14 protein-coding genes are annotated in these 17,155 nt (G+C 62.7%); 4 read left to right on the top strand and 10 right to left on the bottom strand.

What is annotated here, in order from left to right; genetic code table 11:
• Positions 1 to 264 precede the first annotated feature (264 nt).
• Together ACIPQB_RS24525 and ACIPQB_RS24520 are read right to left on the bottom strand one after the other, a co-directional pair.
• Positions 265 to 525 (bottom strand): RHS repeat domain-containing protein, encoded by a 261-nt coding sequence (locus ACIPQB_RS24525; RefSeq protein WP_446487866.1) that lies wholly within the window; start codon positions 523 to 525, stop codon positions 265 to 267.
• 182 nt (positions 526 to 707) lie between these two features.
• Entirely contained in the window at positions 708 to 1,058 is a 351-nt protein-coding gene (locus tag ACIPQB_RS24520; protein ID WP_446487898.1) for a hypothetical protein, read from the bottom strand.
• 228 nt (positions 1,059 to 1,286) lie between these two features.
• Here ACIPQB_RS24520 and ACIPQB_RS24515 point away from each other — a divergent pair, with 228 nt between their 5' ends.
• Together ACIPQB_RS24515 and ACIPQB_RS24510 are read left to right on the top strand one after the other, a co-directional pair.
• Entirely contained in the window at positions 1,287 to 1,628 is a 342-nt protein-coding gene (locus ACIPQB_RS24515) for a hypothetical protein (RefSeq protein WP_446487865.1), read from the top strand.
• Between the two features lie 353 nt (positions 1,629 to 1,981).
• Entirely contained in the window at positions 1,982 to 2,311 is a 330-nt protein-coding gene (locus tag ACIPQB_RS24510; RefSeq protein WP_446487864.1) for a hypothetical protein, read from the top strand.
• Between the two features lie 69 nt (positions 2,312 to 2,380).
• On the opposite strand, the gene ACIPQB_RS24505 is transcribed toward ACIPQB_RS24510, so the two are convergent.
• From ACIPQB_RS24505 to ACIPQB_RS24480, 6 genes are all read right to left on the bottom strand, one after another.
• Positions 2,381 to 3,616 (bottom strand): RHS repeat domain-containing protein, encoded by a 1,236-nt coding sequence (locus ACIPQB_RS24505; RefSeq protein ID WP_446487863.1) that lies wholly within the window; start codon positions 3,614 to 3,616, stop codon positions 2,381 to 2,383.
• A gap of 133 nt (positions 3,617 to 3,749) precedes the next feature.
• Positions 3,750 to 3,857: a hypothetical protein gene (locus ACIPQB_RS24500; protein WP_446487862.1), complete on the bottom strand. Its 108-nt coding sequence runs from the start codon at positions 3,855 to 3,857 to the stop codon at positions 3,750 to 3,752.
• Complete coding sequence (locus ACIPQB_RS24495) at positions 3,845 to 4,009, bottom strand: hypothetical protein (protein WP_446487861.1); 165 nt, start codon at positions 4,007 to 4,009, stop codon at positions 3,845 to 3,847. The genes ACIPQB_RS24500 and ACIPQB_RS24495 overlap by 13 nt, the downstream gene beginning before the upstream one ends.
• Positions 4,010 to 4,418: 409 nt before the next feature.
• Positions 4,419 to 4,544, bottom strand: coding sequence for a hypothetical protein (locus ACIPQB_RS24490; RefSeq protein ID WP_446487860.1), 126 nt, complete (start codon positions 4,542 to 4,544; stop codon positions 4,419 to 4,421).
• A 297-nt stretch (positions 4,545 to 4,841) separates the two neighbouring features.
• On the bottom strand, positions 4,842 to 5,252 hold the full coding sequence (locus tag ACIPQB_RS24485) for an SMI1/KNR4 family protein (protein ID WP_446487859.1): 411 nt from the start codon (positions 5,250 to 5,252) through the stop codon (positions 4,842 to 4,844).
• 2 nt (positions 5,253 to 5,254) lie between these two features.
• Entirely contained in the window at positions 5,255 to 9,454 is a 4,200-nt protein-coding gene (locus tag ACIPQB_RS24480) for an RHS repeat domain-containing protein (RefSeq protein WP_446487858.1), read from the bottom strand.
• A 625-nt stretch (positions 9,455 to 10,079) separates the two neighbouring features.
• Between ACIPQB_RS24480 and ACIPQB_RS24475 the strand changes: the two genes are divergently transcribed.
• On the top strand, positions 10,080 to 10,868 hold the full coding sequence (locus tag ACIPQB_RS24475) for a hypothetical protein (protein ID WP_446487857.1): 789 nt from the start codon (positions 10,080 to 10,082) through the stop codon (positions 10,866 to 10,868).
• A gap of 17 nt (positions 10,869 to 10,885) precedes the next feature.
• Entirely contained in the window at positions 10,886 to 13,123 is a 2,238-nt protein-coding gene (locus tag ACIPQB_RS24470) for a hypothetical protein (protein WP_446487856.1), read from the top strand.
• 296 nt (positions 13,124 to 13,419) lie between these two features.
• On the opposite strand, the gene ACIPQB_RS24465 is transcribed toward ACIPQB_RS24470, so the two are convergent.
• Both ACIPQB_RS24465 and ACIPQB_RS24460 read right to left on the bottom strand, forming a co-directional pair.
• Entirely contained in the window at positions 13,420 to 13,785 is a 366-nt protein-coding gene (locus tag ACIPQB_RS24465) for a hypothetical protein (RefSeq protein WP_446487855.1), read from the bottom strand.
• On the bottom strand, positions 13,782 to 17,003 hold the full coding sequence (locus ACIPQB_RS24460) for an RHS repeat-associated core domain-containing protein (RefSeq protein ID WP_446487854.1): 3,222 nt from the start codon (positions 17,001 to 17,003) through the stop codon (positions 13,782 to 13,784). The genes ACIPQB_RS24465 and ACIPQB_RS24460 overlap by 4 nt, the downstream gene beginning before the upstream one ends.
• Positions 17,004 to 17,155: the final 152 nt, after the last annotated feature.

The following is a 17,155-nucleotide window of genomic DNA, read 5'->3' as shown; positions in this document are numbered from 1 at the left end:
CGGCGGCCTGGCGGCGACGCCCCCGGCGATCCGGCGGCGCGGGGCCCCCGCGGACGCCCTGGCGTTGCTGGCCGAGCGGGCCGCCGTCAGGGCCGTGCAGGCCTGCGCGCCCTATGCCGGCCTCGACGGCGGACCCTGGCGCGTGGTCTTTCCGGAACGGCGCCTCTAGGAACCCGACGAACGGCGAGTCGCAGGATCTCGACGCAGCCTCATCGGAGCGGCTTCGATTTTGCCGCGACCAGTGAGGTTCGCAAACGCGAGGCGTTAGGGCAAGGGCAGGACGAGACCGCCCAGCAGCGGCAGGACGACAACCCTGCCCGATGATCCGCCCGTCGAGGTGACCTGGGTGCGGTTGTTGGCGGCGTCGTAAGTATATTGGGTGATCCGTCCGCCGCTCGTTTCCACCTTCGTCAGGCGGCCGAGCGCATCGTAGGTGTAGGTCTGGGTTTCGGCCGCCGTGGCTAAAACCGGCGATGCTAGCGCGCTAAGCACGGCCAGGGCGATGAGAAGTCTGCTGCGCGCCATCATACGTTTCCAACTGCTGTCCCTAGCCACGAAGCTTAAGTGCAAGCCGTTCGCGGCGCCACCATTTTCCACCCTGCCGTGTAGATTCTTCGATCGGCGCCGCGATCGCCGACGCCATCGTCGGGATCCGACACGGCGAACGCCGCCGCCCCCGGATCAGGGCGCCTTCGCCTTCCGATATTTCAGTCGTCGATCTCCAAATAGTCCACGGTTTCAGTATCGCCCCAGATCGAGCAAGTCCCCGTCCCATGAATGGAGATGCGCTTCTTGAGCGTATAGGCGGTCATGAACGCCGACAGCTGCGATTGGCCGACCAGCGTGCTGGCGTTGATCGCCCAACGGGCGTCCAGGCCGGGGCCCGAGCAGGCGGGACGAGGGCCTCTCGAACCGTCGGTGAAGAACAGCACGGCCCCGTTCGACATCGCAAAAATGTGTGTGATATGGCCGAGCTGGGCGTCCGACGCATGGGCGGGAACCGCAGCCGCCGTCATCACCGCGATCGACGCGGCCAGAGCAACAAACCTATTCTTCATGACTTGCAACCCCCCGTTGAAAAACTCCGGCGCCGTCGGCTCCTTGAAGCTGTACCTTAAAGTTCCACACCACGCCGGGAAGCGCAACTTAAGAACGTAGTCAGGGACCGCGCTGAAAGGGGCAAGGCGCAGCGACTTATGGCTAAGCGGGCTTTTCGCGTCGAGTTGCGATCGCCGACCACACCATTTAAGGTGAAGCTTCCATCGCGACGAGGGAATAGTCTTCGCATGAACATCATTGGAAAGGCCGTCTTGGCGGCGACGGTCGGCGCTGCGGCTTTCGCGGCAACGCCAAGCCAAGCCTATGATTGGGGCCTTGCGGTCAAGATCGCCAGCGTTGAAGCGACCTACATGCCCAATGTGGTGGCCTTCACGGCCGACCGCGCGGTCGGGACCTGCGCCGCCGGCCATCAACTGCTCTACATACCCACCGGCGACACGGCCGACCTGAAGGCCCACAACGCCAACGCCGTCTTCTCGATGCTGATCAGCGCCAGGCTCGCGCAGCAGTGGGTGGTGATCACGGGCAACAATGCCAACTGCACCGTGCTGTTCGTGAACATGCAGTAAGCCCAGGGGCTGAGTCGAGCCGCCAGCGCAGCGTCAGGTTAATCCTACCTAGCCGCCAACGAACTCTGCAACCGTCTCCGCGTCATAGCATCGGCGGCTCTTGCCTGCCGCTGGATACAATTTCGCAGAGCAGAAAAGCGTATGTGCTCAACACCACCAGCGACATGGACCTGAAAGGTCGCCGACAGCTAAATCGACTTCATACTCGTCGCTTCGGCTAGACTGCATATCAGGCACTTCGCCAACAGAACCTGGGATCCAGACAGTTAATAACCGCTCCGTCAGGGCTTGATCACCCAGCCAATACACGCGTACAACGCACGCGTATCAACCTCTGGGAGCTAGAACACTAGATGAACGTCAAGAAATTGGGCATTGGAGTCCTTGCCGTGGCATCGGCCTGGGCTATCCCCGCTTACGCTGCTCCTGGCATGACAACTCCCGCGCTTTTGACGGCCATCAACGCCCGCGACCTCGGCTTCCAATTTTATATACCCAACACATCCAATCCCATGGGCTGCAGCAACCCAACCACCTTTCGGATTGCCCCATCCATGAGCAACTATAACGCCATGGTCTCGACAATCTTGACTGCATTCACGGCCCAAAAGACCATTAGTGTATACGTTTACACCTGCGATACCGACGGCGTCTCACTTATCGCCGCCGCTCAAATGCAGTGATCGAGACTTTCGCCGAAATGGCGAAATCACGGTGCGGTGCCGAACTGACGACGATCGCCGCCGCACCGATCAGGGATAGAGCGCCGCCCAGCTCGTCAGCGTCTGCTGTCCCGGCGCAGCGACGCGGGAGATCGGTCGGGTGAAGAAGGCGTAGGGATCGCCGCCGCCATTGGCCGCCAGCCGCAGATTGACTCGCCGCCAAGCGGTTCCGGCCGGCGCCGTGGCGAAGCCGCCGATCTGGTTGAAATTGGCCAGGTCGCCATGCGACCCGCCGCCCTCGCGCGCCGCGCCGGCCATCTTGGCCGTGCTGATGGTGTTCTTGCCGGCGTCGTAGAACTCGACCCAGACCTCGATGGTCCCCCGATGCTGGGCCGCCTGGACCGAGGTCTCGTAGGCGACGCCGGCCGACGACGCCATCCAGTCGGAGCGGATGTCGAGCAGGGCGCCGACGGCCGGGGTCCCGGCCATGGTCGAATACAGCACGTCGTTGCCGCTGCCCGACCAGTCGGCGTTGAGATTGTCGCCCCAGTTGACCGCCCCGGTATGGCTGGTGGCCATCTGCCAGCCCGATTGGCCGCTGAGGAAGCGGGGGTTGAAGATATTCTGGACGCTGCTGGACACTGACCGCGAGGTCGGACGGGTGAAGAAGCCGTAGGGGTCGTTGCCTCCCGTGGCCGCCAGGCGCAGGTTGATCCGGCGGAAGGCGGCGCCGGGCGGGGCCAGGGCGTAGCCCGAAATCGCGTCGAAATTGGCCAGATCGCCATGATAGGCTCCGCCTTCGCGAGCCGCGCCGGCCATCTTGAAGGCGTTGATCGTGCTCTTGTTGGCGTCGTAGAACTCGACCCACACCTCGGCCTGGCCGCGATGCTGGGCGGCCGGCACGGCGGTCTGGTAGGTGACGCCGGCCTGGGCCGCCATCCAGTCGGTGCGCACGTCGACCAGGGCCCCGACCGGCGGCGTCCCCCCCATGGTCGAGAACAGCACGTCGTTGCCGCTGCCCGACCAGTCGGCGTTGAGGTTGTCGCCCCAGTTGACCGGCCCGGCATAGCTGGTGGCCATCTGCCAGCCGGCCTGGCCGTTCTGGAAGTTGGGATTGGGAATGGTGTCACCGACCCGCACGACCTGGGTGCGGTTGCCGGCCAGGTCATAGCTGTAGGTCGAGGTCTCGCCGGTGTTCGAACTGACGGCCGACAGCCGCCCGAGCGGGTCGTAGCTGTAGCGGGTGACGCTCTGGGCCGTGGCGGCCGACGACGACAGCGCGAGAGCGGTCGCGGCGAGCGCGACGCGCGCGATGTGAGTGATCATGGACGCCCCCAAGCTTGGCTGTAATTCTTGCGAGTCTCGCGCGCAGATTGCAAGTCTGCGGTTTTTGAAAAGCACCAGCTTTGCGCCGGATGGTTGGGGCGTCGCTGAATGCCGTCGCCGAGGGAGGCTCTGCTCAGTGCTGAACATACCTGTCCAGGGGTTTCACCTCAGCCGCGCTCAGCAAATCCCCATATCCCACCTTGTACTGCAGACTCGAGGCGGTGGTGATCACATCCGGCACCCTGGCGTTCTGGGCCAGGAACGCCTCGCCTCGGCCAGGATCTTGGCCGGATCGACTGCGGCGACCAGCTGCGGCGGGGGCGAGGCCTCCTGGGCCAGGGCCGGAGTCGACAGCAGGAAAAGGCCAAGGGCCAGGCCGGCGATACGGTTCACCGGAAACTCACGCGAGATTGAGGGGAAGAACGGCCGGCCCGCGGGCCGGATCGGAAGAACGGCTTGTTTTCCACGGAACCGAGGCGTCGGTGATGGCCTCAACACGGGCGGCCATCCACCCTCCTCAAACCTTGCGAGGGTCTGCTTGTGGGGGATACGTACGGGACCCTTGGAGAGGCTCGCAATCTTCACCGCAGGTGAGCATAACGTGCCCTTCCTTTCTACCCTCATTTGCGGGGGTCGTTTTCGGAGGGCTTGGCGGGGTTTCAGATCACCGCCCAAGGCGGTCTTCCGGCACGCCTCCCCTCGGGTCGCGGCGATGGGCGCCGTGTTCGGCTACCTGAAGGACGGCGTCAGCCGGCCTTCACCACAACCACGAACGCCGTCGTGGCCACCGACATGATCACCGTCAGGCCGACGATCTGGTCCAGAACGCCTTCAGCATCGCTCGCTCGATCGCCACCGTCTGCGCCTCGATGGTCGCGACGAGGCGGTCGCCAGGTTGGGGCGTGGGCGCGGTCTGCGAAGGCGTCATGTGAGGGTCTTTCAGATTGCAGATGGGGACCGCGTCAAAAGAGTGCGAGTGTCCCTGTTTCCTGTTTTCAGCACCCTGGCGTGGTTTGCGGAGAAGGTCAGCGGGGCCGCTGTTTGCGAAGATCGCTAATGATTCTGTTCCAGTAGCGCACAGCTTCGATATGTTGAGCGCGGGTCAAGATCGTCTTATTGGCAGAGTCGGTTGGGCTTCCGCCCAGGATCACGGGCTGGATTTCAAAAATCTCGTTGCCGGCATCCTGCGGGTGCTCCCTTCGAAGGTTGATTGGCGTTGACATCGTCAGACCTTCGACAGCTCTTCGAGGAAGTCCTCAAAGGTTGGCGCCATGACGTTGGCCAAGTTCAACTCCATACCGACGAAGGGAACCGAGACAATCGGCTTCGTCGAAGTTCGAGTGTCAAAAGCAAAAGCTTCACCTCCACCGTCAGACCCGAAGATGAATAAGCCGGGAGCGTATTCCTCGACCTGATAGGCCTTGTTCATTTCGACCAGCTCCCCCAGCCGCCAGAATATGGCGTATGCGTTTGGCCCGATGAAGCCTTCACCTCCGTCCGACCGTTCCAGGAACCTCGCATAGCCCTTGGGAAGCTCAAAGCCGGTCACTTCTTCGAATCGCTCAATCTCGGTAGCGCTCACAGGCGCATTGCCGTGGAACTTCGAGAGCAGATGGTCTCGATCAAATGAAGTCATACTTACCTACCCGCAATATAGCTCTGTAAATTTCGCCACCATGTTGTTACCGGTGAGTGCTCCGCCTGCGTCAGTGGGATTTTATTTGCCGCATTAGTTGGACTTCCTCCGAATTTTACCGGCTTGATTTCGTGAATTTGCAAGCCATTCAGCGCCGGGTCTGCTTTGTGCGCCGCTCGGTTTGCCTGGTTGGCGGCATTTCTGGCGGCTGTGTACTCTTCGCCTTGGAGTAGCCGGACCGGACCTTGAGGTTTGGGAAGTCCCGCCGGATAGCCTGACCAATCGGTAATCGAGAAGCTTCCCTGAGGAAAGTCGCCGCCGTGGGCTGCGCTAGCCGCCGCGACCCCAGCACCTACGCCAGCGCCAGGAGCCGCGATTTCCGCGCCGATTGCAGTGGCCTCAGTGAGGACGGCCGCATTCCCGAGAATTGCAGCCCCAGCGGCGGCACAGCCACCCGCTACACAGCCAATCGCTGCGCCACCTATGACGGCGCTTGCTCCGACAATCTTTCCTTGCCGAATCTCGTCTTCGCTATTCGTCGTTAAAGGGCCGACGTATTGAGTCCCGGTCGGATCCCCTCGATTCAGCGGGTCATTGCCAACGTAGGCGTACCAATTCAGGCCATCGCCGTAGCCGATGGGGTCGGTTTGGAGAAACCGTCCCAGAGTCGGGGAATAGGCTCGGGCCTTGTAGTGGTACAGCCCCAGCTCCGGCAGCCAAATCTGGCCCGTGTACTGGAAGCGCCCCATATTGCCAGCCGCCGGGATGCCGTACTCGTCATAGGTGTTGGTGGCGATCGTCGTCCCGGCGCTGTTGGTCACCGCAACGATCGAGCCTTGAGCGTCGGCCAGCAGGGAGCGCCGATCGCCCGTCCCCGAACCTTCGTACCAGATCACCGGCGCGTCGATCCCAAGTCCAGGCACGTAGCGCCGCAGGATGGAGCCCGTCGCGCCATCGAGTTCGGCGACGAGGTCGGACCCGGAATAGACGAAGGCCGTAGAGCCGGCGCCCGCCGAGACCTGCCACAGCCGGCCGGCCGGCTCGTAGGCCAGGCTCGCGCCGCCCGAGGTGCCGGTCAGGTTGTTGAGCAGGTCGTAGCCGTAGGTCGTGGTCCCGTCATTCGACAGGTTACCGCGGGCGTCGTAGGCGATCGCCGTCCCCGCCGCGGTGGCGTACTGGTTCAGGCCGTTGACCGTGTAGCTTCGGGTCGCCTGCGCATAACCCCACTCGTAGAGTCCGTTGCTGGCGGTGCGGGTCTTGACCTGGCTGGCGGCGTTGTAGGCGAAAGTCCAGGTCTGGTCCTGGGCCGTGCCGGCCAGGTCATGCGACAGGCTCGAAAGCCGCGAGGCGGCGTCATAGCCGTAATTGGTCTGGGTCGCGGCGCTTCCGGGACCGGACCAGCCGTAGGTCCTGCGGCCCAGATCGTCATAGGCGATCGCCCACACCCGGGTTCCGTCGCTTTGCCAAATGTTCTGCATCTGGCCGGCGGCATTGTAGTCGTAGGTGACATAGAAGCCATCCCACCAAGTGATGCGGGTGCGGTTGCCGGCGAGATCGTACTGATAGCTCAGCAGGTGGTCGTAAGTGTCTTCGCCTGTCACCCGGCCCAGGGCGTCGTAGGTCGCCTTGGCCACGCCGCCGCCATCGGTCGCCGAGGTCCGGCGGCCAAGGTTGTCGTAGGCGTAGGTCTCGCCGCGCAGGCCATTCTGGACCCGGTTCAGCGCGTCGTAGGTGAAGGTGACGACTGAGCAGTCGAGAGCGGCGGTGGCGTGGCGTTGCCGCCAAGTCTTGCGATTGCCGACCGCATCATAGCAGTAGCCGTCGTAATCCGTGAGCGAACTGCCGCCGCCTGAGGCGTTGGGGTAGCGCACCTTCGAAAGTCGGTCGAAGCCGTCATACTCGTAGGTCGTCCGGTTTCCATTACCGTCGGCGACGATCTGCTCTCGACCATTGTCGGTGTAGGCGATCACCTCCTTTTCGACTTGCGGCAAAGCGCCATAACCGCGGATCACCTTCTTAAGACGGTTGGCGTCATCATACTCGGTATAGGTAACCCGATCTGGGCCGTCCGAACCCTGTGTTCCCACCGCACACGCGTCTGGCTGGGTCCCAAATGCATTCGAATTCATCCGCACCGCCGTGCAGATGAGTCTGTCGGCCGCGTCATAACCGTACTGTGTCAGGGCAAGGGTTGCGCCGTTGACCGCCAGACTCGTCGACGTCCTGCGGCCTCCGCCATCATAGGTAGTGTTAGCCGCCTGCAGCGCATGGAAACTGGCCATACCAGTGTCCGACTGGTTGGTCGCCGTGCCACTCTCGACCGAAGCCACCTGACCGTCGGGCGTATAGGTGGTGCTCGACGCGCGGTAGAGCAGTGATCCAGTCGCATCTGGATCCGGTCCGATCACGCCGACGACCTGGCGTACGCCATTATAATAGGTCCGCGTGACGTCGCCATCGCCCGGTAAGGGTCCATCCCGCACGATCGCGTTGCCGACCGGATCGTAGGTGGTGGTGGTCGTGGCGCTGAGCGAACCGTCGCCCGCCGCCACGGTCACTGAGGTCGGCAGGAGGTTGTTCGCCCCGGTCGCTCCGTCATAGGCGATAGTGGTCCTTACCTCATCGGCCGTTCCCAGGCAGGCGGCGGCCACCTTCGGCGCGGTCGCGGTCGCGGGGATCTCCCCGGCCAGGGTCTGGCAGATCGAGATTCCGGTCAGCCTGTAGATCGGAGCCGCGAACGCGGTCAGCACGCCTGACGCGTTCTTGTACCTGGCGTAGAGCGGCGTGTAACTATAGCGGGTTTGCGGACGCACCCCGTTCGGACCCGCGGGCTTCGTTTCGCTCAGCAAGCCGCCATGAGCCGCGTCGTAGATGAAGTCAGTGCGATTGCCGTTGGCGTCGATCGTGTAGTTTGGCTTGTTGCAGGTCTTAGGATTGGAACAGGTTGCGTCATACGAGGCTTGCACCACCCGATCGGCGACCTGGATTCCCGGCTTGGCGACGGAGGTTACCTTGATGAGGTTCAGACGAGCATCGTACTCATATTTTTCATAGTTCCCTTCGGGATAGATAACCTTGGTCGGTGCATTGAGAGGCCCCTCATAGCTGGTCTTTTTACCCAACGCGTCGGTGACTGAAACGATCGATGCAATGTTGTCGGGAGCGCCCGCAGTAGGCGCGCCGGCGATAACTATGATTGTCTGGTGACCAAGCGGATCGGTGATTGTGACCGTTCGATTCGGGTTGGCGCAGGCGTCATTCTTGTCGGAGTAGTCATAGGACCAAGTCCTGCCGTCCAGGACGACAGAGACGACACGCACCTCATAGGCTTGCCCGTTATAACAACCGGGAAAATAAATTGAGCTGGTGGCCGAGACCGAACTCCCGGACGGCTGCGTAATTGTTTCGGTCCGTCCGCCAAGTCCGGAAATTGTATAGGTCCGCAGCTTGTTCAGGCTGTCGGTCGCAGAAAGGGTCGTTGTTCCTCCGGACGAGGCGCTACTCAACGTCGCGGTCGGCCAAGTGCGGCTAAGGGCGCAACTGGAGGTTTGCAGGTCGCAATAGTCCACAGAGGTATTGATTAGATCGAGAGTGGAGCTTGCAGTAGCGCTCTGCGTACACGCGCTCGATACTGTTGCCGTCCTGAGCATGTAACCTGCGTTGCTCGAAATATTTCCCGAGTTTCCGGAGGTGTCCGTCGTGTAGACTAAAGTCTCGCCGTCTGGCCGAATGACCTTGGAGAGTTTTGCGCAAACGGTACTGCCAGAGTAGAAAGCGACAGTTCCGTCTTTAAGAGTATATTTTAGCTGAGCATTGCCTAGATTTTCCAGGCTCGCGCCAGAACCCGATAAGTTAGTATACATATATCCCACCGGCGCGCTGCCGCTGGGTGTCCCCTGAAATCGGGTAGTACCTTCGGTGAAGCTAGCGACCGGCTTGAAACAACAGGGGAGTTGATAGCCGCCTGAGGTGTAATGGTCATTCGCGGCCAGCTTTCCCGTCGGATAGCCCTTGTGGGCCGCTTCGGAAGTATCCAGGACACTCGTTGATAGGCCAACGCCGCCAACCTCGCCTATGGACAAGCTATCCACGGAGGCGGTGAATGATCCCGATACCAAATCCACCCCACGCTCATCGACGGTCTTGATAACCGGAGCGTCCAACTGCACGGGTCGCGGCGTTTGTGTCTGCGCGTACGACATCGGCACTGCCGCCAGGCTAGCGAACGTCGCTCCGATTACAAATCGCCTGACGTGGCGGAAAAACTGCCGATATGTCGGGAGCGCCGCGTCTGCATTGACACGCGCTGACGCTCGTTCGATCTTGAGTGCCTTTTGAGTTAAACTTCCCCAGTTGTTAGGCCATTCGGCGGATATCTCGAGATCACCCGCTATCAAACTCGTGAGGCGTGCCAGAGGCCAAGGCAACTGAGTGATCAAAACATCCCCCGAAGGTTCGGAGCATTCAACAGGGCTCCGTTTCCCGCGCCCAACGGCACCGACGCTGAAGCTTGGCAAAGAGCGTTGCTGATGGTCAATGACTAAATCAATCTGGAGCTGTGACGGGTCCGCCAAGGCCGATCCGCTTTCCCCTCGTCGCTCCAGCATTTGAGGGACTCTGGCAAGGGAATGCCGCAACAGGGCCATTCACCGCCGGTGGACCAGATCTCCGACGCCTGACTGCAAAGCGGTCTGCAGCATCTAGATCGCGACAGAGAGCTTGTGTCGATTCAAGGAGGTGTCGGACCCGTGATGGGGCTCCGCGTCAGGCCCTTAACCAGACCTCTCGGATGGTCCTCTCAGATCAAAGCACGTTAACATCGGCACCATGCTCAAGCCGCTCCCTACGGCACTGCGTTATCTCGTCTTCGCAGGGAGCCTGTTCCTGCTGACCGACTGCGCCCCCCGCGAACGGCTCCCGCCGCCGTTCGTCCTGTGGGCCTGGGAGCGGCCCGAGGACCTTCGCTTTCTCGGCGATCAGGCTGAGGTCGCGGTTCAAACTGGCTTCGTCGAGCTGGCGGGCGACAGCCTGGAGGCGCGTGGGCGGCGGTTCCCGCTGCGCGTTTCGCGTCCGCCGACCACCACTCTCGTCCACGTGCAGATCGACCGAGCGCAGACGCTGGTCTGGACGCCGCGCCTGCGGGCCCGGACGGCGCAGGCCGTCCTGCACTATGCTAACGCCGCGCCGACCAAGCGCGTGCAGATCGATTTCGAGGTACGAGCTTCTGAACGCCAGGTGCTGCTCGACCTGCTGAGTGACGTCCGCCGAGGATTGCCGCGTGGCACCCTGCTGTCGATGACCGCCCTGGCTTCGTGGTGCGACACCGAGATCTGGCTAGACGCGGCGCCGGTCGATGAAATCACTCCGATGCTGTTTCGGATGCAGGGCGGTCAAGCCTTGGTGAGACGCTTGGCGAAGGGTGGCGATTTTCGCAACCCGAGGTGTCGCACGGCCCTGGCGATCTCTACCGACACACCTATAGTTCGGGTGCCGCCCGGCCGCCGAATCTACCTGTTCAATCCGCACAGCTGGACTTCGAAGGACTTCGAGAAGACGCGGCGCGAGGTGGGGGCATGGCGGGCGCGCGACGGGTTCGGACGTTTCTGGCGGCGGTGATCGCCGGAGCCCTAGGCGTGGGCCATGCCAACGCCTCCGGCGGCTATGAAGACCTCCCCTGGTACATCTCCGCCGACGGCGGAAATAGCCGTGAGTTGCAGCGCCTCTACGCCGGCCACCTGGGCGTCGTCATGGCCGGCTCGGACTCGCCGCTGCTGTATCTAGAATGGCGCGTGCTTCACGGGCTGAAGGTCGGTCAGGTCGCCGGGCCCGCGCTTTCCACCGACTGCTGTACGCCGGCGCCGCCTACCGAAGGCATGGAGGGCGGCGTCTATGGCTGGTTGGAGGCGCGCAAGCTGGTGGCCGGCGCGCCGGAACCGATGCCGTTTCTCAGCACCGAGCGCACGATCGACGACTACGTGGTCGTTCCTAACTGCTTCCGCGACGCCTTCGACACCGCGATCGTGACCCTGAAGGTCCGGGTGACGCGCTATGGCGCCAGTTCGCCCGCCGTCCAGGCCTGGCTGGCCGGCCAGGACGCGGTGTTCAAGGCCTGCCACGACGAGGGCGTGGAAATGCCGGCGATGATGCCGAACCAGCCGGGCTGGCTGCGCGCCGACCGCGCCTATCAGTCGGCCGCGCTGGCGCTCTATAACGGCTTCAACGACGCCGCCGCCGAGCGCTTCGCTGACATCGCCCAGGATCGCAACTCGCCCTGGCGGCCCATGGGCCTGTATCTGCAAGCCCGGGCGATCCAGCGCGAGGCTCTCGCCAAGCCCAGCCCCGCCACCTTCGCCAGGTCGCGGACCGCCATCGACGCGCTTGTGGCGGCGCCGGACGGCACCTACGCCAAGGACCAGGCCCGGGGTATGCTGCGCGCCCTGGCCTATCGCGACCAGCCCGACCGCCTGTTGGCCGAGCTGACGCGCGAACTAGTCCAGACCGAGCCGACGCCTGACATCGCCTTCGCGTTCCGCGACTACTTCTCCTTGGCGCGGAAGGCAGCCGACAAGCCGGAGATCGCCGACTGGATCGACACGCTGGGCGGGCGAGGCGTCGATACCGACGTCGACGCGGAGGCCAACGCCGGTATCGACAACGCCCTGGCCCACGCCCGAGAACGCTGGGCTCGGACCCACGACGTCGCCTGGCTGATCGCCGCACTGGCCCTGATCCAGCCCGACAATCCCGCCGCTAAGTCCCTGGCCGGCGACGCGGCCCGCGTGCCGGCCGATCATCCGGGTTGGCTAACCGCTCAGTATCACCTGATCCGTCTGACCATCGCGGCCGGCGAACCGGCCGTGACCCGCGCTCGGCTCGACCGCATCCTGGCCCGCAAGACCCTCGCCAGCAGCGATCGCTACCTGTTCGCCTCGGCGCGCCTGCAGGTGGCCACCGGCCTGGCGGACTTCACCCGCCTTTCGGTGCGCCGCTTTCATTGCAGTCAGGCCAACGGGTGCGAGGAGGCGGTCAAGGGCGATCTCATGCCCCTACGCAAGGACTTCGGAGAGGACGCCCGCGCGGTCATTGACCGGATGCCCTTGTCGCAGCGGATCGCGGTGTCGCGCAGTGCGAACCTGCCCGCTGACCTGCGCCTGGACGTCGCCCTGACCAGCTACGCGCGCGCGGTCCACCTGCAGGACGACACCGCCATCGACGGGCTGGCGCGCGCTTTAGCGAAACTGCTCCCGCAGATGAAGGCCGACTGGGCGACGATCGCCGCGACGCCGCCCGGTCCTGCCAAGCGCTATGCCGAGTTCTTCGCGATGGCCAAGATTCCTGGCCTGCGCGTCGATCTGAACGGGTACACCCGGCCGGAAGGCGGGATCCGCGACTTCCAGGGCTATTGGACCGATTGGATCATCCTTCCGCGCGGTCGGACGGTGGACTCGCTCGTGCCGCCGACGCTCGGCAGCTACGAGCATTCTTGGTCGAATGAGGAGCTGGGCAATGACCTCACCTGCATGGGCGAATGCGGCTTTGGCGCCTTTCCCCTGCGCCTGCCCGACTTCGTCGCTGCGATCCAGACGCGGGCCGCCGTCGAGCGAGCGGCCTTCATCGACGGCTACGAAGATCGCGGCACGGGCGTGGCTCGCAAACTGCCCAAGGGGTCGCTTGGCGTCTGGGAGGAGCTGTACGCCTACGCCCGCGCCCATCCCAAGGATCCGCGATCGCCCGAGACCCTGTACTGGCTGATCCACGTCACCCGCTGGGGACCCAGCCGCGACCACCTTGGACACCGCGCGTTCAGCCTGCTGCGCGCTCGATATCCGAAATCGAGCTGGGCCAAGCGTTCGCCCTACTACTATGACTAGCCGACGGTTCGACATCACCCCAAGCCGGCCTTTGGATCAGCCTCTACCCATGGCTTAGATCGCCACCGAAAGCTTGTGTCGGTTCAAGACCGCACCGGACCGCCTGGAGAGGCTCGTCAGATGCAATCTTCACCGCAGGTGTGCATGACGCGCCCTTCCTTTCTGCCCCTATTTCGCGGGGTCGTTTCGGAGGGCTTGGCGGGTTCTGAGATCACCGCCCAAGGCGGTCTTCCGGCACGCTTGGTTAAGCTGACAACACCGTCGTGTGGGTAGTCCTGGATGTCGCGAAAGTCCGTTCACCAATAGCTATAGAATGCCACTATTTCATTGTTACGCACATACAAGTCCGATCCACTATAATTCTTCTTAACAATATTCAAACATACGTCACCATGAAGACCGTATCGAGATACTATCTTGGCATATCCTCGCAAGTCCTTGTCTATATCGCCGGCTAAGCAAGGCGCATCTTTTTCTTTTTTATACCTATATAGCAACAGGCGCTCCCCATCACCTTTTGATTCATAAATCAATGCCTCTCGTTTTCCGACCGTATCCTCAAAGTCGGCTATAGCGGGGCCGTGTGGACTGAATGCGCCGGCAAAAATTAGAACACCACCCACGAGGACAAAAATGCCCCCAATTACGATCAGTATTTTCATGGATGTTTTCCATAATATATATTGAATGATCGCGCACCAGACGTAGCGCCGAGAGCACCTGCCGCTCGTGTCGCGAATTCTTGCTTCAAACTTCTCGACCCAAGAGGTTTACCATCGAAGTTATAGTTATCAACCAGACCAACCGCTTTACCATTTTGAAAGAACACCGTTGCCGTTCCGAGGGCTCGATCGAATTCTTTCGAGCTATAGAAGCCCACAACTTGGCTCTTGGCGGTTGTTCCATCTGGCAATTTGACATCTGTAGCCTGCTTCGGGTCAAATTGAGCGTCAGCAACACTCGCAGCCCTACCAAACGTGGCAGCATCGAGCGTGTAATCGCCTCCATGAAGAGAGTAATTTTCATATAAATCTTTTTCGATTGGAGAGTCCAACGTGGTGTCTCGCACCTTAGTTTCGACGGGAGGGAGATCGTCTCGTTTATTCTGTTGCGGATTTACTCCACAGGCACTCTGAATCCTGGCCGGGCAATCGCCAGCGGCGACGGTCCCGGTAGGGTCCGCCTTATTGAGCGGATCGTTCCCAACGTAAGCGTACCAGTTGAGCCCATCATCATACCCGATGGGATCCGTCTGCAGAAACCGCCCCAGGGTCGGCGAGTAGATGCGGGCCTTGTAATAATACATCCCCAGCTCGGACAACCACGCCTGGCCGGTATATTGGAACCGCCCGGCGTTGCCCGCGCCGGGAACGCCGTACTCGTCATAGCTGTTAATGCCCAGCGATCCGCCCGCCGCGTCGGCGCGGGCGACGATGCTGCCCTGCCAGTCGGTGAACAGATGGCGGCGGTCGCTCAGCGACGCGCCCTCGTACCAGACGATCGGATCGTCGACCGCGCCGCCATGGACGTAGCGGCGCAGCAGGGCGCCGGCGCCGTCATATTCGGCGACCAGTTCGTCGCCGTCATACAGGAACCGGGTGGTCCCGGCCCCGCCCGCGCCGGCCGTCTGGTACAGCCGCCCCAGCGGGTCGTAGCTGAGCGTCGCGGTCGTCGCCCCGCTGGCGCTCGTCAGCCGGTTCTCGACATCATAGATGAAGCTGGTCGAGCCGTCCGAGGTCAGATTGCCGTTGGCGTCGTAGCCGAAGCTGGCCGGGCCGACGATGCTGTACTGGTTCAGGCCGTTCGTCGTGTAGCTGCGATTGACCGCCCCCGCCCCGTACCAGGCATAGGCGTCATTGTTGCGGCCGTTGGTGATCAGCTGCGAGGCCGGATTATAGACGAAGCTCCAGGCCACGTCCGCGCCGGTCCAGGCCAGGTCATGGCCCAGCGACGTCAGGCGGCCTATCTCGTCAAAGCCATAGCTGGAGACGGCCGCGCCATTCGTGCGCGATTCCGGCAGCGCCCGCGCATTATAGGTGTAGGTCGCCAGCGTGGTCGCATCCGATTCCTTGACCTTGGACATCCGGTCGAGCCCGTCATATTCGAACGTCACAAATTGCGCGTCCGGCCAGGTCAGGCGTTTGCGGTTGCCATAGTCGTCGTAGAGATAGTTCAGGGTCCGCGTCACGCCCCCCATGTCATTGGTGCTCGAGGTCAGCTGGCCCAGCGCATTATAGGCGTTGGTGATCCCCTTGCCGCCGGTCGAATAGGTCGCGGTCAACTGATGGCCCATCAGGTCGTAGGTGTAGTCAACGCCGGCCACCGCCGCGCCGCTCTTCTGGGTCACGCGGTTCAGAGCATCGTAGGTGTAGTTGATGACGTTGGTGTCGCGCTTGCGCAGGCTCGTGCGGTTACCGGCGAGATCATACCCATATTGTTCATAATCGCCGGTGTTAACGGCGCCGGAGCTGGCCAGCGCCGTGTCGGGCGTGCTGGCGTCGAACGCGGACGGCCGGGCCGTGCTCGGAAACTGCCACTGGTACAGCCGGTCATATTTGTCATAGACGAACTTGGCGTGATTGCCGTTGCCGTCGATCACGTCAACCTTCCCCCCAGCGCGCGTGTAGGTCCAGGTCGCGTCCGCGGTCTCGATCGGCGTGCCGACTCCTTTGCGAACCTGCAGCAGGTGGCCCGCAGGGTCATAGACATTCTTCGTGATCCGGTCAGGCCCGTTGCTCCCTTCCACGCCCAGCGTGCAGGCGGAGGCGGGAAGCGACCCGAAGGCGGCCGGATTCATGCGCAGGGCGACGCACTCCAGGCGCCGCCGAACGTCATAGCTCATCTGCTTGACGCCGACCGGGCTGGCCCCGGTCGCATAGTGGCGCTCGACCATCGGCAGGCCGGTGGCGGTGCTATATTCGGTATCGACCCTTTCGGCCGGCGTCATCGCCTGCAACGCCGCAAGGGTGATGTCGGTGACCGTGCCTTTGGCGACGGATTCGACCTGGCCGTCCGCGCCATACACCGTCCGGACCGCCGCCCGGGGCAGCGGGCCCGAACCGTCGGGATCTCCGCCGATCGACCCGATCTTACGCCTTTTCAGATCGTAGAAGCTGTAGACGGCGTCGTCGGCGCCCGGCCGAGGTCCGTCCTCGACAATGACATTGCCATAGCGGTCATAGGTAAAATTGACGGTCGTCGCGAGCGAGCCGTCGCCGCGGCTGACCGTCTTCGACAACGGCAGGAGATTGCGAGCGCCGTAGGCGCTGCTCGACGGATCATAGGTAAGGGTCGTCTTCAGCTCGTCGGTCGTCCCGGCGCAGGTCGCCAGGGTCATGGTCCGGCAGGTGGCGGTCGACACCAGCCTCCACACCACAGGCTGGGCCTGCGTGCCGCCCGCGCTCGTCTTCAGATAAGGCGTGAACGGCTGATAATCGTAGCGGGTCTGGGCCTGAACATTGTTCACCGCCGGCTTGGTCACCGTCCGCACGCCGCCGTGATCGGGGTCATAGGTGTAGGATGTGGTGTTGTTGCGCGCGTCGGTGACGCTCGTCGGCTTGTTGCAGGTTTTGGGGTTGGTGCAGGTCGCCGGATAGATCGCCGTCGCGACGACGATGTCCTCGCTTCCGTTGGTGGCTCCGTTTTTCGGCCTGATCGTCGCCGAAGTGATGTTGTTGCGGCTGTCGCGCGCGTAGGTGGTGGTGATTCCGCTCAGCGCTGTGACCGAATTGACCTGATCGTTGAGATAGGTCTGGGTCGTCCCATGTCCCAATTCGTTGACTCGCAGATTTACCTGCGACCAGTTGGGGTTGAATTCAAACAGCTGGATCCTGCCGCCTGGAGGGATGGCCAGCACGCGCCACGCATAGAGGGGCGCCATCCAGTCGCAGCAATTCGGTTCCAGATAGCTTGTCGTGTAGGTCCAGGTCTGCCCGTTCCGTGTGACGCTCTGGACCCGGTCCGCCAAACGCGCCGGCGGCTTGTTACTTCCACCCTGCCTCCACACCGTCTCGACCCCTCGCGGGTCGACGA

It is taken from the genome of Caulobacter sp. LARHSG274 (assembly GCF_052871235.1).
Note: the sequence above shows the minus strand (reverse complement) of the source record. Positions and strands in the feature narration are given on the sequence as shown.

Excerpts from the sequence above, each read along its gene's own strand:
- ACIPQB_RS24505 (WP_446487863.1), bottom strand. The coding sequence starts at position 3,616 with ATGATCACTCACATCGCGCGCGTCGCGCTCGCCGCGACCGCTCTCGCG.
- ACIPQB_RS24485 (WP_446487859.1), bottom strand. The coding sequence starts at position 5,252 with ATGACTTCATTTGATCGAGACCATCTGCTCTCGAAGTTCCACGGCAAT.
- ACIPQB_RS24480 (WP_446487858.1), bottom strand. The coding sequence starts at position 9,454 with ATGTCGTACGCGCAGACACAAACGCCGCGACCCGTGCAGTTGGACGCT.
- ACIPQB_RS24510 (WP_446487864.1), top strand. The coding sequence starts at position 1,982 with ATGAACGTCAAGAAATTGGGCATTGGAGTCCTTGCCGTGGCATCGGCC.
- ACIPQB_RS24465 (WP_446487855.1), bottom strand. The coding sequence starts at position 13,785 with ATGAAAATACTGATCGTAATTGGGGGCATTTTTGTCCTCGTGGGTGGT.
- ACIPQB_RS24525 (WP_446487866.1), bottom strand. The coding sequence starts at position 525 with ATGGCGCGCAGCAGACTTCTCATCGCCCTGGCCGTGCTTAGCGCGCTA.
- ACIPQB_RS24515 (WP_446487865.1), top strand. The coding sequence starts at position 1,287 with ATGAACATCATTGGAAAGGCCGTCTTGGCGGCGACGGTCGGCGCTGCG.
- ACIPQB_RS24520 (WP_446487898.1), bottom strand. The coding sequence starts at position 1,058 with ATGAAGAATAGGTTTGTTGCTCTGGCCGCGTCGATCGCGGTGATGACG.
- ACIPQB_RS24490 (WP_446487860.1), bottom strand. The coding sequence starts at position 4,544 with ATGACGCCTTCGCAGACCGCGCCCACGCCCCAACCTGGCGACCGCCTC.
- ACIPQB_RS24460 (WP_446487854.1), bottom strand. The coding sequence starts at position 17,003 with ATGGCGCCCCTCTATGCGTGGCGCGTGCTGGCCATCCCTCCAGGCGGC.
- ACIPQB_RS24475 (WP_446487857.1), top strand. The coding sequence starts at position 10,080 with ATGCTCAAGCCGCTCCCTACGGCACTGCGTTATCTCGTCTTCGCAGGG.